The 14,215-nt window shown below is 63.1% G+C and carries 13 protein-coding genes; 6 read left to right on the top strand and 7 right to left on the bottom strand.

Going from position 1 to position 14,215, the window contains the following annotated elements:
• The first annotated feature begins 7 nt into the window (after positions 1–7).
• On the top strand, positions 8–1,363 hold the full coding sequence (locus PU634_RS02590) for a Na+/H+ antiporter family protein (protein WP_306762517.1): 1,356 nt from the start codon (positions 8–10) through the stop codon (positions 1,361–1,363).
• Between the two features lie 45 nt (positions 1,364–1,408).
• Here PU634_RS02590 and PU634_RS02595 read toward each other — a convergent pair whose 3' ends face one another.
• The 3 genes from PU634_RS02595 to PU634_RS02605 form a co-directional block, all read right to left on the bottom strand.
• On the bottom strand, positions 1,409–2,191 hold the full coding sequence (locus tag PU634_RS02595) for an alpha/beta fold hydrolase (RefSeq protein ID WP_306762518.1): 783 nt from the start codon (positions 2,189–2,191) through the stop codon (positions 1,409–1,411).
• Positions 2,188–3,273 (bottom strand): M14 family zinc carboxypeptidase, encoded by a 1,086-nt coding sequence (locus PU634_RS02600; protein WP_306762519.1) that lies wholly within the window; start codon positions 3,271–3,273, stop codon positions 2,188–2,190. Before PU634_RS02600 ends, PU634_RS02595 begins: the two co-directional genes overlap by 4 nt.
• Positions 3,274–3,355: 82 nt before the next feature.
• Positions 3,356–4,261, bottom strand: a complete 906-nt coding sequence (locus PU634_RS02605) for a LysR substrate-binding domain-containing protein (RefSeq protein ID WP_306762520.1) — start codon at positions 4,259–4,261, stop codon at positions 3,356–3,358.
• Between the two features lie 96 nt (positions 4,262–4,357).
• Here PU634_RS02605 and PU634_RS02610 point away from each other — a divergent pair, with 96 nt between their 5' ends.
• On the top strand, positions 4,358–5,173 hold the full coding sequence (locus PU634_RS02610; protein ID WP_306762521.1) for a phytanoyl-CoA dioxygenase family protein: 816 nt from the start codon (positions 4,358–4,360) through the stop codon (positions 5,171–5,173).
• A 68-nt stretch (positions 5,174–5,241) separates the two neighbouring features.
• Here PU634_RS02610 and PU634_RS02615 read toward each other — a convergent pair whose 3' ends face one another.
• Complete coding sequence (locus PU634_RS02615) at positions 5,242–6,864, bottom strand: GMC family oxidoreductase (RefSeq protein WP_306762522.1); 1,623 nt, start codon at positions 6,862–6,864, stop codon at positions 5,242–5,244.
• A 332-nt stretch (positions 6,865–7,196) separates the two neighbouring features.
• Between PU634_RS02615 and PU634_RS02620 the strand changes: the two genes are divergently transcribed.
• The 4 genes from PU634_RS02620 (at position 7,197) to PU634_RS02635 (ending at position 11,521) form a co-directional block, all read left to right on the top strand.
• Positions 7,197–8,210, top strand: coding sequence for a TRAP transporter substrate-binding protein (locus PU634_RS02620; protein WP_306762523.1), 1,014 nt, complete (start codon positions 7,197–7,199; stop codon positions 8,208–8,210).
• A gap of 61 nt (positions 8,211–8,271) precedes the next feature.
• Positions 8,272–10,224: a TRAP transporter large permease gene (locus PU634_RS02625; RefSeq protein WP_306762524.1), complete on the top strand. Its 1,953-nt coding sequence runs from the start codon at positions 8,272–8,274 to the stop codon at positions 10,222–10,224.
• Positions 10,225–10,276: 52 nt separating this feature from the next.
• The gene (locus PU634_RS02630; protein ID WP_306762525.1) at positions 10,277–10,669 is read left to right on the top strand and encodes a GlcG/HbpS family heme-binding protein; all 393 of its coding nucleotides are present in this window, start codon (positions 10,277–10,279) and stop codon (positions 10,667–10,669) included.
• Positions 10,670–10,753: 84 nt separating this feature from the next.
• The gene (locus tag PU634_RS02635) at positions 10,754–11,521 is read left to right on the top strand and encodes an IclR family transcriptional regulator (RefSeq protein WP_306762526.1); all 768 of its coding nucleotides are present in this window, start codon (positions 10,754–10,756) and stop codon (positions 11,519–11,521) included.
• Positions 11,522–11,546: 25 nt separating this feature from the next.
• On the opposite strand, the gene pdxR is transcribed toward PU634_RS02635, so the two are convergent.
• From pdxR to PU634_RS02650, 3 genes are all read right to left on the bottom strand, one after another.
• A complete protein-coding gene (pdxR, locus tag PU634_RS02640) occupies positions 11,547–13,016 on the bottom strand; it encodes a MocR-like pyridoxine biosynthesis transcription factor PdxR (RefSeq protein ID WP_306762527.1) in 1,470 nt (489 codons plus the stop codon).
• Positions 13,017–13,153: 137 nt separating this feature from the next.
• On the bottom strand, positions 13,154–13,465 hold the full coding sequence (locus PU634_RS02645; RefSeq protein ID WP_306762528.1) for an AzlD family protein: 312 nt from the start codon (positions 13,463–13,465) through the stop codon (positions 13,154–13,156).
• Positions 13,462–14,169: an AzlC family ABC transporter permease gene (locus tag PU634_RS02650; RefSeq protein WP_306762529.1), complete on the bottom strand. Its 708-nt coding sequence runs from the start codon at positions 14,167–14,169 to the stop codon at positions 13,462–13,464. Before PU634_RS02650 ends, PU634_RS02645 begins: the two co-directional genes overlap by 4 nt.
• Between the last annotated feature and the right edge of the window lie 46 nt (positions 14,170–14,215).

Consider the following 14,215-nt stretch of genomic DNA (forward strand, 5'->3'; position numbering starts at 1 on the left):
GGATCCGATGAATGCCATAGTTTTGGCCATAGTGGTAATGGTGGGCCTGTGTCTGGCCCGGGTATCGGTGGTGTTTTCACTGGTGGTGGCTGCCCTGGTGGGCGGGCTCTGGGCCGGCATGTCGGTGGACCAGGTGATTTCGGCCTTTAACGAGGGACTGGGCGGCGGTGCCACCGTGGCCCTGGCCTACGCCACCCTGGGCGCCTTTGCGGTGGCGCTGTCGCGCACCGGCATTACCGCCATGGTGTCCGACAAAGCCCTGGCCTGGGTCGGGGCCCGGGGCAATGTTTCCGGGGAAGCAAGCGGCCAGGGGGGCGGCATCAAATGGCTGCTGTTTGTGGCGCTGATCCTGGTGGGGGCGGCCTCGGGCACGGTCGTGCCGGTGCATATTGCCTTTATTCCCATTCTGGTGCCTCCGCTGCTCGGGCTGATGAACATGCTGCAACTGGACCGGCGCGCGGTGGCCTGCGTGATCACCTTCAGTATCACCATCATGTACATGACCACCCCGGTGGGCTTTGGCACCATTTTCCTCAATGACATTCTCACCAACAGCGTCAATCAGGCCGGTGAGGAGCTGGGCATGCAGGTGACCACCGCCATGGCGCCCAGGGCCATGCTGCTGCCGGCGCTGGGCATGGTGCTGGGGCTGCTGGTGGCGGTGCTGTTCAGTTACCGCCGCCCCCGGGGCTACCGGTCGCCGCTGAATGAGGTGAAGGGCGAAAAGGTCAGCCGGCCGGCGCTCAGCCGCAAGCAACTGCTGATGATTGGCGTGGCCATTGTCGGCGCCCTGGTGGTGCAGCTGAGCACCGGCTCCATGGTGCTCGGTGGCCTGCTGGGCTTTGCGTTGCTGTCCATGAACGGCCTGTTCAAGTGGAAGGATCAGGATGACGTGTTTACCCAGGGCATGCGGCTGATGGCGCTGATCGGCTTTATCATGATTGCCGCCTCCGGTTTTGCCGGGGTGATGAAGGCGTCCGGTGCCATTCCCGAGCTGGTGGCGGGCTCCGGCGATTTGATTGGCGACAATCCGGGGCTGGCGGCACTGGTGATGCTGCTGGTGGGACTGTTTATCACCATGGGCATTGGCTCGTCATTTTCCACCATTCCGATCATTGCCGCCATTTACGTGCCCCTGGCCATCAGTTTTGGCTTTTCGCCCCTGGCCACCCTGGCGCTGGTGGGCACCGCCGGCGCCCTGGGCGATGCCGGCTCGCCGGCGTCGGACTCCACCCTGGGGCCCACCGCCGGCCTGAACGCCGACGGCCAGCACGATCATATTCGCGACTCGGTGATCCCCACCTTTATTCACTACAACATTCCGCTGGTGATCTTTGGCTGGATAGCGGCCCAGGTGTTGTAACAGTTCTCTCCGGTTTATCGGGGCGATGGCCATCAGTGATCCGTATCAGCGCCGAAAGGCGCTTTTTTCTTGTTTGTTCACATAATCCGCCAGTTCGCTCAGCAGCCAGTCGGGGTCGTCATGGGGCAGATCGTGGCCGGCCCAGTAATGCACGTGCGCCCGAGTGTGCCAGTGGCGGGCCAGGGCGAGGCTGCAGCGGTAGTCCACCAGCCGGTCATGGCGGCTGCACAGGATCAGCGGCGCGACCGGCAGCGCCCCGGCGGGCAGCCGGTAGCGGGCGGCGGCGGCAAGCTGGCGCAGCAGGTTGCTGCGCCATACCGGGCAGTCGCCGGCGTAGCGAGTCCAGTCTTGCAGGGTGGCGTGGCGCTCTTCACGGCGTGCGCAGGTCAGCCGGTACACCAGGGCTTCCCGCTGTGCGGGGGGCAACAGCAGCGCCCGCAATAACGCCGGCAGGGCCGTTGGGCGCAGGCGCTGCCAGGGCGGGCTGAGGGCGCTGCTGGAGTTTATCAGTACCAGCCCGGCCACCTCCCGCGGGTAACGCATGGCCCATTGCGCCGCTATCATGCCTCCCATCGACAACCCCAGCAGGTGCACTCGAGGGTGCGGCCGGGCCCGCTGCCGTATCTGCTCCAGCATGCAGGAAACCGAGACGGCGCTTTGTTGCCGGTGATAACGGCCATTGCCGGGCAGATCGAGACAACGGACCTCGGCGTCAAGGCGGGCGGCCAGGCGGGCGGGAACCTCGCCCCAGTGGCGGCATTCCCGCGCCAGCCCGCGCAGCAGCAGCCAGCAGGGGCGCGGTGAGGGGGAAGAGCCCGGGGCGCTCACCGGGCGCTCCAGCGACGTTCGGCCTGGTGCTGATGGTGCCGGCGTGCCGGCTCACCGGGCAGCCATTGCTGCCAGGCATGCACCGCCCGCAGCAGAAAGTCCAGCAACAGTTGATGGCGGCGCAGGGTGCGCTGGTGGCGGTGGGGCACCAGGGGGTTGAACAGACCGCTGTAACTGGCCAGCTGGCGCGGATTTTTCTTGACCCACAGCCAGGAGCCCATTTCCAGTGTCAGCGGCAGGAATACCTGGCCGGCGCGTTGCAGGTGTTGCCGGTAGAGGTAATCCCACAGGTCGCCATGGGTGCGGTAATGATGATGCTGAGGCTCAAACAGATAGGGATGATGAGGGTGGCTGCGCTCAAACAGCCGCAGCAGCACGTGCAGTTCGGCGGCGTGCTCCAGCAGTTGCCGGCACCCGGAGTAGGGGAACCAGATCCGGTCGCGCAGGCCAAAGCCCGAATGGCAGTCCAGCACCAGGGCCAACGGCGCCGTGGCAATCTGCTCCTGCACCAGGGTGCACAGGGCCTGGGCCTCGGGCTCCATGGGCTGGTTCGGCCGGCCCCGGTACCAGGGCAGCCAGCGGCCCAGGCGGTGTCCGGACACCGGCCAGGGGCCGGGTTGCTCGGCTTCGAGCGGAGCGTTGCGCATCAGATCGATGCCGTTGCCGTTGCAGCGCCATCCCCGGGCCATGCCCACCGGGTTGAGCAGCGGGCAGATCACAATGCGAATGCGCGCCAGTTGTTGCTGCAGGCTGGCATCCCAGCGCAGTCGTTGCAGCAGGGTTGCGAGCTGGGCCAGCAGCAACTGGGTGCCGATACGCTCAATGCCGTGCACGCCGCCGCACAGCAGCAGCACCGGGGCCGTGGGGCTGCTGCTGCCCAGCTCAAGGGCGTGCACCGGCAGTTGCCAGCGGCCATCCGGCACTTCCGTCAGCACGCGGCTGCGCAGGGCCGGGGTGCCCCGGCGCAGCAGCCGTTGCAACAGGCCCAGTTCCGGCAGCCGTTCACGGCAGTAGCGCCGAAAGGCGCGGTCCGCGCTCTGTTGCGGCAAGTCGGAGTGGGCGGGGTGGGGGCGAGTGGTCATGGCCATCGGGCTCTCGGGGTTATGGGCTCCCTCGCAGTGTAGCGTTTCGCCGGCGCTTCGCCGCCGCGATCATTCCCAAGGCTCAGCCGGTGGCGGAGCAAGCCGTCACCTGCTTCACAAACAACCGGGCCGGCACCGACAGCGGAAAGGCGGGAGAATGGGCCAGCACCACCCGCTGGGGCGGCACGTCATCGGAGAGCGGCACGCAGGCGATGGGGGCCCCGTCGTAGCTGTGATCCCCGGCGGGCCGGGTGCACGACAGCGCCACCCCGTGGCCGTGGGCCACCAGGCCGCGCTGCATCTCAAACGACAGGGTATGGTGAATGCGCGCCGGCTGCAGATCCCGCTGCCAGAACAACGACAGAAAATATTCCCGGGTAACCGGCAGATCCTGCAGGATCAGGGTTTCATTCGCCAGCGCCGCCAGGCTCAGTCGTGGCAGGCCCGCCAGGGCATGGTTTGCCGGCAGCAGGGCATAGGGCCTGAGTTCATCCAGCACCTGGGGGCTGCATTCCGGCGGCAGCCCCAGGGCATAGCTCAGCACCAGTTCGCTTTTGCCCTGCTCCAGTCCCCGGCGCACGCCGGCCAGATCCTGCTCCTGCATGATCACGCGAATGCGCGGGTAGCGCCGTTCAAACTCGCTCACCAGCCGCGGCAGATAGTAGGGGGCGATATCGCGAAAGCAGCCGATCACCAGCTGGCCTTCCACGTCGGTTTCGTGCTGGTGCTGACTGTCGAGCAGGTTGTGGGACAGGGTCAGAATATGCCGGGCTTCCCTGAACAGCACTTCTCCCCTGGGGCTGAGGCTGACCCCCTGGCCCCGGTGGCGCTGAAACAGCGGCTGGCCCAGCAGGCCCTCGAGCTGGTTGATGGCCACCGACACCGACGGCTGGGACACATGCAGTGCCTCGGCCGCCCTGCTGATGCTGCCGTGCTGGGCCACGGCCACAAAGTAGCCGAGCTGGCGAAAGGTAAAGGGTATAGCCATTATGCTATGAGCTTTATATTTAAACTGTATTTTTATGCTATGTAAAAAGGCTGTTAAAGTCGAGCCGTAATCAACACACCGGGGAAGGAGTGAGACATGACTACCGCAACCGCCAGCCAGACCTGGCTCACCGACGAGCAAGTCGCTGCCTATCAGCGCGACGGCGCCATCGTGATCAAGGGCGTGTTCAGGGACTGGATTGAGCCGCTGCGCGCCGGCTTTGATCGCGTGTTGCAGGATCCGAGCGAGCATGGCCGGGAAAACGTCACCGGCAACGACACCGGCCGTTTTTTTGAGGACTATTGCAACTGGCAGCGCATTCCCGAGTTTCGCCGGTGGATTGAGCAGTCCCCCGGTGCCGCCATTGTGGGCGAAGCCACCGGCTCGAACGCCATTCAGGTGTTTCACGAGCACATTCTGGTGAAGGAGCCGGGCACCTCCAAGGCCACTCCCTGGCACCAGGACAATCCCTATTACTGCGTGGACGGCGAGCAGACCGGCAGCTATTGGATCCCCCTCGACCCCATTACGCCGGAAAACGCCCTGCAGGTGGTGCTGGGCTCCCACCGCTGGCCCAAACCGGTGCGCCCGAGCAAGTGGTCCACCAACGCCTCCTGGTATGCCGACGACAGCCCCTATATGGAGATGCCGGACATCGACAACGGCGACTTCGAGATCCTGATCCCCGAGCTGGAACTGGGCGACGCCCTGCTGTTCAACTTCAAAACCGTGCACGGCGCGCCGGGCAACCAGACCCCACACCGCCGCCGGGCCTTTTCCACCCGCTTTATCGGTGACGACGTGCGTTACGTGAATCGCGGCGGCCCCACCTCACCGCCCTTTGACGGCATCAACCTGCGAACCGGCGACAGAATGCGTGAAGACTGGTTCCCGGTGGTGTGGCGGCGTTGATTCAGTCGCCCTGACCGTGAATGCAAAAGGCCCGCTGAACAGCGGGCCTTTTGGTTGATGTCTTTCTGTCAGTGATGTCCCTGATCTTCCTTAATCATGTCGGCGGCTTTTTCGCCGATCATGATCGAGGGCGCATTGGTATTGCCGGAGACAATCACCGGCATGATGGAGGCGTCGGCGACCCTCAGTCCTGTAATGCCGTGCACGCGCAACCGGCTGTCGACCACGGCCATGTCGTCCTGGCCCATCTTGCAGGTGCTGGTGGGGTGGTAAATGGTCTGGCTGAAACGCCGGGCCGCCTGCAGCAGCTCTTCATCGCTCTGGTACTGGCGCCCGGGCACATATTCGTCGGTGATCACCGGACGCAGGGCATCGGCCTCGGCAATGCGCCGGGCCACCTTGATGGCATCCACCGCCACCCGGCAGTCTTCCTCGGCAGACAGGTAATTAGGCTGAATGGACGGGTATTGATGCGGATCGGCGCTGCGAATGCGGATCCGGCCCCGGCTGTGTGGGCGCAGCTGGCATACGGAGGCGGTAAAGGCCGAGAAGGGGTGTACTCCGTCACCGGGCTTGTCGGCGCTCAAAGGCTGCATATGGAACTGAATGTCGGGCCGGCTCAGCCCGTCCCGGGACTGAGTGAAGATATAGACCTGGCTGGCGGCCAGGGTAAGGGGACCGGTGCGCGACAGCGCATACTGCATGCCGACGCCCATTTTCTTCAGAGTATTGTTCACTTCGTCGTTCAGGGTGCGGCAACGGGTTTTGAACACCAGACGGATCTGCAGGTGATCCTGCAGGTTCTCACCCACCCCGGGCAGGGGATGGCGGCAGTCCACTCCGACCGAGGCCAGGTGCTCGGGCTCGCCAATACCGGAGCATTGCAGGATTTGCGGTGAGCCGATGGCGCCGGCGCTCAGCACCACCTCCCGAGTGGCCCGGGCCAGCAGGCGCTTGCCCTTGTGTTCAAATTCAATGCCGGTGGCCTGTTTGCCTTCCAGCAGAATGCGCCGGGTGTGAGCATGAGTGAGCAGGGTGAGGTTGGGGCGCTTGAGCGCCGGCCGCAAAAAGGCCTTGGCGCTGCTGCAGCGCAGGCCCTTGTGGGCGGTTTGCTGAAAATAGCCTACCCCTTCCTGACGTTCGCCATTGCAGTCCGGGTTGGCGGGAATGCCGGTCTGCCGGGCGGCTTCGATAAAGCGCTCGGCAATTTCCCGGCGCAGGCGCAAATCGGACACTTTCAGCGGCCCGTCCACGCCGTGGTAGGCATCCTCGCCCCTTGACTGGCACTCGGACTTTTTAAAGTAGGGCAGTACCTCATCAAAGCTCCAGCCCTCGTTGCCGAGGGCTGCCCAGTCGTCGTAGTCCTGGTGCTGGCCGCGAATGTAAAGCAGTCCGTTCAGCGAGCTGGAGCCCCCCAGTACCTTGCCCCGGGGCCACTGCAGCCGGCGTCCGTCTATGCCCTGATCCGGATCCGTGACATAGCACCAGTCGGTGGCCGGATTATGCATGGTCTTGAAGTAGCCCACCGGCACGTGAATCCAGGGGTTCCAGTCTCGTCCACCGGCTTCCAGCAGCAGCACGCGAATGGCGGGGTCTTCGCTGAGCCGGTTGGCCAGCACACAACCGGCCGAGCCGGCACCCACCACGATATAGTCAAACTCGCCAAACACACGGTTTTGATACAGGGACATAATCACTCCATGAAAATGAGACGTTTTGTATCAAAATATACACAATGGTCTCGTTGGCAAGTTTTTTGTTGGTTTTTTGTTATGTTTTTGCTGGCGGCGTCACCGCTTTTATGGCTCTGATAGTCGGTGATACGGCCATAGGACCGTGGGGCCAGGGGGGTAAAGGAAGGTAATGCACTGAAAGATATGTGATTTAAATAAAATGAAACTTTATGTATCACTTTTTTGTGTTTACCTGTTGACACTTTAGTCAATCGATTTCTATAGTTCCACTCGTTGCTAGTGAGTAACCGTTTTTTAACATTCCAACGAGAGACAGGGAGAGGTCATTTATGAAGTGCATATCAGGTGTTGTCTCATCCGCCGTGCTGGCCATGTTGCTCAGCGGCCACGCCGTCGCCGAATATCAGGGGCCCAAGGTTCAGTTCAAGCTGGCTCACCCGGCACCTCCGGGCAGTCATATCACCGCGGCCTACAAGAAGTTTGCCGACCTGGTCAAGGAAAAGTCCGATGGCCGTATTCGGGTCAAGGTGTTTCCGGGGGCGATACTGGGCAGCGACCGGGTGATGATCGAAGGGGCCCAGCGCGGCACCCTGGAGGTGGGGGTCAGCTCCACGCCCAATCTGGCCAGTTTTACACCGGTCTTCCAGGTGTTTGATCTGCCCTATATCACCAGCCCCGACAAACAGGAACAGCTGTACCGCGCCCTCGACAAGGGTCAGCCGCTGCATGCCTACCTGGAGCGGGCGGCCAACGATATCGGCCTGCAGCCGCTGATGTATGCCGAATACGGCTACCGCAACTTCGTGTCCAAAGACCGTCCGCTCACCGGGCCCGACGCCCTGGCCGGGCTCAAGATGCGCACCACCGACTCGCCGGTGGACGTGGCGGTGACCAAGGCGCTGGGCGCCAATCCTTCCCCCATTGCCTGGGGCGAGGTCTATACCGCCCTGCAGCAGGGCACCATAGACGCCGAGGGCAATACCTTTGATCTGATGGTCGGGGCCAAGCACCATGAAAACCTGAAATACGCCATTACTTCGGCCCATAACTACGGCATGCAGGTGGCCATGGCCAACAAGAAATGGTGGGACAGCCTTCCGGCGGAAGCCAGAGAAATCCTGGAGCAGGCGTCGGCCGAGGCTCTGGAATACCAGCGTACCGTGGCCTATCCCGCCGATCAGCAGAAGGCCCGGGAAAGCATGCTGGCTGCCGGGGTGAGCATTCATGAAACCAGCGAAGAAGACATGGCCCGTTTTCGAGAGCTGACCCGACCGGTGTTTGAAGAGTTTGCCGAACGCCTGCCCGCCGAGCTGGTAAAGCTGGTACAGGACACCCAGAGCTGAGCCGTCCCTGTTGGCCCGGGAGGCTTCCCGGGCCTGGTCCAACCCGATTCCGGAGCCCCCTATGGAAACCCTGAAGCTGGACAGTGCCCTAGGGCACAACAAGCCGGGCCGGCCACTGAGCCGGCTGCTTCAAGACTTTGAAAAACCCCTGCTGTTTACCGGTCTGCTGGCGATGATCCTGATCATCAATTATCAGACCTTCTTTCGTTACACCCTGTCGGCCCTGCTGGAGCTGGTGGCGTCTCCCGGTTTCGGGCCGGTGGTGGAAGGTCTGATTGATCCCGAAGCGCTGCGACAGGCCCTGCGCAGTGCCGCCGGCTGGGGCATCTGGACCGAAGAGCTGGCCCGTTACATTTTTATCTGGATCTCCTACCTGGCGGTGTCGCTGTCCATTCTGAACCGCAGTGGCATACGGGTGGATGTGCTGCACAACCGCCTGCCCGAACGCGCCCAGGCAACCCTGTGGATAGCCATTGACGGCTGCACCCTGGTGCTGGTTAGCATGTTCGCGGTAATGGGGGCCGATTATGTACGGATGCAACTGGCCATGCCGCAGACCACGCCGGCGCTGCAGATTGGCTATTACCTGCCGTATCTGATCCTGCCCATCGGCTTTGGCCTGATGGCGGTGCGGACCCTGCAGTCGCTGTGGCGCCAGGGCCGGGCCATGCCGTTGGTCAGTGTGGTGCTGGGACTGGCCCTGACGGTCCTGCTGTTCATGCCCGTGCTGCTGTCGGATGAGTGGAGCGCCACCGGCCTGCTGTTTGGCTACTTTGTGTTGTTTCTGGTGCTGGGGGTGCCCATTGCCTTTGCCCTCGGCCTGGCCGGTCTGGTCACGGTGCTGGGAGCCGGCACCCTGCCGGTGGATTACCTGGCGCAAATCGCCTTTTCGTCCATCGACTCCTTTCCCATCATGGCCATTCCCTTCTTTATCGCCGCCGGCGTGTTCATGGGGGCAGGCGGGCTGTCCCGCCGGTTGCTGGCGCTGGGCGATGAGCTGGTGGGCGCCCTGCCCGGGGGCATGGCACTGGCCAGCATCATGACCTGTATTTTCTTTGCCGCCATCAGCGGCTCGGGCCCGGCCACGGTGGCGGCCATCGGCTCCATTACCATACCGGCCATGATTGCCCGGGGGTACGACAAGTATTTTGCCGCCACCGTGGTGGCCTGTGCCGGCGCCATCGGGGTGATTATTCCGCCCAGCAACCCTTTTGTGGTGTATGGCGTATCGGCCCAGGTCTCCATTGGCGAGCTGTTTATCGCCGGTATTGTGCCCGGACTCATTATGGGGGGGGCGCTGATGGTGGTGGTTTATGTGGTGTCAAAGAAAAACGGCTGGTATGGCGAGGCGCGCGAGCGCTCCCTGAAAACCCTGCTGGCCAGTACCTGGCAGGCCAAGTGGGCGCTGATGGTGCCGGTGATCGTGCTCGGCGGTATTTATGGCGGCATCATGACCCCGACCGAGGCGGCGGCGGTGGCGGCCTTCTACGGTCTGCTGGTGGGGCTGTTTATTCACAAGGAGCTGTCGCTGGCCAGCCTGTGGCACGCCAGCCAGGAAGCGGTGGGCATTTCTTCCATCATTATCGTGCTGATGGCCATGGCCACCATTTTCGGCAACATCATGACCATAGAGCAGATTCCCGAGACCATTGCCGATCTGATCCTGTCGATCACCAGCAACAAGTGGGCGATCCTCATCATGATCAACCTGTTCCTGCTGTGGATAGGCATTTTCATGGAGGCACTGGCGGCCATCGTCATCCTGACCCCCATACTGCTGCCCCTGGTGACTGCCGTGGGCGTGGATCCGGTGCATTTCGGTGTGATGATGGTGATGAACCTGGCCATCGGCTTTGTCACACCGCCGGTAGGGGTCAACCTGTTTGTGGCCAGCGGCATCGCCAGGGTGAGTATCGGAGGGCTGGCTCGCCATATCTGGCTCTATCTGCTGGTGATGATCGCGGTGTTGCTGCTGATCACCTATGTGCCTTCCCTGTCCCTGCTGTTGCTGTAACCGCCAAATATCAGGGGGCCTGCTGGCCCCCTTTTGTTATCAAGGAGTGCCCATGAATGAGCCATTATACCGGGCGGTGAAGACCGCGGGCCGGCTGGCCGAAACCCTGGAAAACGAGCCCGGCCCGCCGGTGTGCCTGGCGGTGGTGGATGGCAGCGGTGCCCTGGTTTACCTCTATCGCATGGCCGGGGCGCCGGCCCGGCTGGTGGCCATTGCCACCGCCAAGGCCTATACCGCGGTCAGAATGGGCCAGCCGACCCAGGCCTTTCGTGAGCGGCTGGAGCGGGAAAGGCTGACCCTGGCCGATTTTCAGGACGACGGGCTGACCTCCCTGCCCGGAGGCTGGCCGCTGTCACTGGCCGGCAACCTGTGGCCGGCCTGGGGGTCAGCGGCCGTACCCTGGCCGAGGATGAGCGGCTGTGCCGGCGCTGGCTCGATGGCCTGAGCAGGGATGCGCAAGGGCAGGCCGGTGGCGTAGCATCCTGATTTTCCTATGATAAGATGCCTGTTCAATGTTACAGGAGAGCCTATGAGCACCGCCGCCAGCGCAACCAATTCCACCCTGCTGAGAGCCTTTGCCCTGCTTGAGGAAGTTCTTGCGGAAGAAAGGGGGATCACGGCCGCCGAACTGTGCCAGCGGCTCGATGTGCCCAAGCCCACCATACATCGCCTGATTGGCCAGCTGGAGCAGGAAGGCCTGTTGCAAAAAGAGCCCGATGGCCGTTACCTGGCGCCGGGCCCCCGGCTGCGGCGCATGGCCCTGGGGGTGCTGGCCCACCGCAGTGTGGGCGCCGCCCGCCGGGCGGTATTGCAACGGCTGGCGGACGAGCTGGGAGAAACCTGCAACCTGACCCTGCTCGACGGTCATGAACTGGTTTATTTCGAACGGGTAGAAACCAACTGGCCGGTGCGCATTCAGTTGCATCCGGGCTCGCGCATGCCGTTGCACTGCACCGCCAGCGGCAAGCTGTTTCTGGCCATGATGCCGGTGCATCAGCGCAAGGCGCTGCTGTCGGCGCTGAGCCTGAGTGCCCATACCGAGCACACCATTACCGACAGGGCGCAGCTGGAGCAGGAGCTGGACAAGATCGCGGCCCAGGCCCTGAGCACCGACAATGAGGAACTGATTGAGGGTATGGTGGCACTGGCGGTGCCCATCTATAACGAGGTGGGGCAGGTGCGGGCGGCGGTGGCGGTGCACGCTCCCACTATTCGCAAACCGCTCTCCAGCCTGATGGAATGGGCACCCGCCTTGCGGCGGGCGGCCCTGCAGCTGGAAAAGGTGCTCGATCTGTAACCGGCAGTCCCGGTACCGGTGGGATTTACCCGGCGCTCAACTGCCGTTTAAGCTTTGCCAGCAGCCGTATGCCCGGCTCGATGCGCTCCAGCGGAATGGCCGAGAAGCCAAGCTTGAGGGTGTTGGTCGGCAGGCCTTCGCCAATGTGATAGCTGTCGCCGCTGATGAGCAGCAGATCGTGTTCGGCCGCCAGCCGCTTCAGTGCCGCGCCGTCCAGCCCGGGGGGCAGGGTCAGCCAGCAGGACGAGCCGCCGATGGACGAAACCCGGCAGTCGGGCAGATGTTGCTTCAGGGCGTTCTCCAGGCAACGGGCCCGCTCTTCAAATACCCGCGCCAGCTTGCGCACCAGGGCATCGTGGTAGCCCAGGGAAAGAAACAGGGCGACGGCACGCTGGTTGTTCAGGGGCGGGTGGCGCAGCATCAGCTGGCGCAGGTTGCGGGCCTCCCGAATCACCGGGGCCGGCGCCACCAGAAAGCCCATGCGCAGGCCCGGCGCCAGGGTTTTTGACAGACTGCCGACGTAAAGCACCCGGCCCCTGTCGTCCAGGCTTTTCAGCGCCGGGGTGGGGTGGCTGTCGAAATTCATCTCCATTTCGTAATCGTCTTCAATCAGCAGAAAATCATGCTGTTCGGCCTGTTGCAGCAGGGCCTGGCGCCGTTCCAGCGGCAGGGTGACCGTGGTCGGGCACTGGTGGCTGGGGGTCAGGTAGATGGCGTCGCAGCCGGACAGGCGGTCGTCCACCACCAGCCCCTGCTCGTCCACCGGCAGGCTTCGAACGCGGGCGCCAAAGAGGCGGGCGATATGGGCGGCGCTGGGGTAGCCCGGATCCTCAATACCAAAACAGGCACTTTTATCGAGCAACAGCTGAGCCAGCAGATAGATCGCCTGCTGGGAGCCGACGGTGATCAATATTTCATCATTGCTGGCCCGTATGCCCCGGCTCGGCAGAATGCGTTTTTGCAGCTGTTCGATCAGCATGGGGTCGTCGCTGTCGTATCTGTCTGAGCCCCAGTCCCGAATGGCCTGCACGCTCACCGCATCACGCCAGCACCGGCGCCAGTGCTGAACCGGAAACAGGCTGTTGTCGAGCTGGCTGTAGACAAAGGGATAACGGTAACGCTGCCAGTTGTGAGACAGGCTGGCATTGGGCTGCTGGCCCGGCCGGGTTTTGAGCCGGCTGGTCCAGTCCAGACCGGCCCCTGGTCTGTCGCTATTGCCGGGCGCGGTAGCCCCGATCGCCTCGGTCTGAAAGTGGGGGTTGACGAAATAGCCGTGTCGCTCCCGGGAAACCAGATAACCATCGGCCACCAGGCTGTCGTATACCAGTACCACGGTATTGCGGGACACATTGAGGTTTTTGGCCAGGTTACGGCAGGAAGGCAGCGGACTGTCGGGGGACATAAACCCTTCCAGAATGGCACTGACCAGCTGTTCCCTCACCTGTCGTTGCAGGGTGGCCGGGGCGCTTCTGTCCAGGTGAAATAAGGCGGACATGAATGATGCTCTCCCTTGCTTTCGATAAATCGAATTGTACTGTTACCGAACAGATACATCATAGACAAAAAAACGAAATAATATGAGACATATTGTTTCGTTTTTTATTTGCTGGCAAGAGGAGCCTGATGAAGGCTTTAAAGCATTTGCCGCCACAGCGCCGCGGTGAGCACGCCGGCGGCGATGGCGGGCAGCGGCTTTTTCAGCACCAGCATCACCAGGCCGGTGGCCAGCAGGGCGGCGCGGGCGCCGCCGTCGCCGTTCACCGCCTGCGGAGTGAGAATGGCGATCAGCACCGATCCCGACATGGCGCTGATAAAGTTCTGCACCCGGCGGTTGATGGGAATAAACGACATCACCAGCACGCCGCCGAGGCGGGTGAACAGGGTGACCACGGCCATCACGGCAATAATAATCAGGGTGCCGTTGCCGGCGGTTTCCAGCATCATTCGCCTTTCTCCATCCAGATGGCGCCCAGCAGGCCGCCGGCCAGGGCGCCCACCACCACATGGCTGTTTTCCGGCAGCCACCAGTACGCCGCCATGGACGAGGCGGCGGCCACCACCCAGATGGCCAGGGTGCGTATGTCCTTGCGCGCCCCCAGGGCCATGGCCAGCAGAAAGCAGCCCAGTACCATGTCGAGGCCGATGCTTACCGGATCTTCAATGGCGCTGCCAAAACGAATGCCGAGCCAGGTGCCGACCATCCAGAAGCTCCAGATCGCCATGCCGCCGCCAAACAGAATGCCCAGCGCCCGCTCACCCTTGTGAAATTGCTGCATGGCCAGGGCCCAGTTGGCATCTGAAGCAAACAGCATGATGCCGTAGCGCCTGGCCGGTGGCAGGTGGCGCAGCCAGGGATAGAGGGTGGCTCCCATCAGCAGGTGGCGGGCGTTAATGGCAAAGGTGGTGATGGCCAGCGGCACCACGGGCACCTGCAGGCCCCAGATATCGAGGGCGGCAAACTGGGAGGTGCCGGCGAACACGGCGGCGCTCATCAGCACGATATGGCCGTCGCCAAGGCCGGTCTGGTGCGCCGCCAGGCCAAAGGCCAGGCCAAAGGCGGCCACAAAAAAGGAAAGGGGCAGCAGTTGCTTGAAGCCCTGCCAGGTGTCCTGCCGGTCCAGCCGGGCCTGGGCCGCATGGGTATCCATAGGAATTCCGCGTGTGAAGACGTAAAACCGACAGCATACCATAGCG

Source organism: Oceanimonas pelagia, assembly GCF_030849025.1.
Classification (GTDB): Bacteria; Pseudomonadota; Gammaproteobacteria; order Enterobacterales; family Aeromonadaceae; genus Oceanimonas; species Oceanimonas pelagia.

Excerpts from the sequence above, each read along its gene's own strand:
- PU634_RS02590 (WP_306762517.1), top strand. The coding sequence starts at position 8 with ATGAATGCCATAGTTTTGGCCATAGTGGTAATGGTGGGCCTGTGTCTG.
- PU634_RS02600 (WP_306762519.1), bottom strand. The coding sequence starts at position 3,273 with ATGACCACTCGCCCCCACCCCGCCCACTCCGACTTGCCGCAACAGAGC.
- PU634_RS02605 (WP_306762520.1), bottom strand. The coding sequence starts at position 4,261 with ATGGCTATACCCTTTACCTTTCGCCAGCTCGGCTACTTTGTGGCCGTG.
- PU634_RS02610 (WP_306762521.1), top strand. The coding sequence starts at position 4,358 with ATGACTACCGCAACCGCCAGCCAGACCTGGCTCACCGACGAGCAAGTC.
- PU634_RS02615 (WP_306762522.1), bottom strand. The coding sequence starts at position 6,864 with ATGTCCCTGTATCAAAACCGTGTGTTTGGCGAGTTTGACTATATCGTG.
- PU634_RS02620 (WP_306762523.1), top strand. The coding sequence starts at position 7,197 with ATGAAGTGCATATCAGGTGTTGTCTCATCCGCCGTGCTGGCCATGTTG.
- PU634_RS02625 (WP_306762524.1), top strand. The coding sequence starts at position 8,272 with ATGGAAACCCTGAAGCTGGACAGTGCCCTAGGGCACAACAAGCCGGGC.
- PU634_RS02630 (WP_306762525.1), top strand. The coding sequence starts at position 10,277 with ATGAATGAGCCATTATACCGGGCGGTGAAGACCGCGGGCCGGCTGGCC.
- PU634_RS02635 (WP_306762526.1), top strand. The coding sequence starts at position 10,754 with ATGAGCACCGCCGCCAGCGCAACCAATTCCACCCTGCTGAGAGCCTTT.
- pdxR (WP_306762527.1), bottom strand. The coding sequence starts at position 13,016 with ATGTCCGCCTTATTTCACCTGGACAGAAGCGCCCCGGCCACCCTGCAA.
- PU634_RS02645 (WP_306762528.1), bottom strand. The coding sequence starts at position 13,465 with ATGATGCTGGAAACCGCCGGCAACGGCACCCTGATTATTATTGCCGTG.
- PU634_RS02650 (WP_306762529.1), bottom strand. The coding sequence starts at position 14,169 with ATGGATACCCATGCGGCCCAGGCCCGGCTGGACCGGCAGGACACCTGG.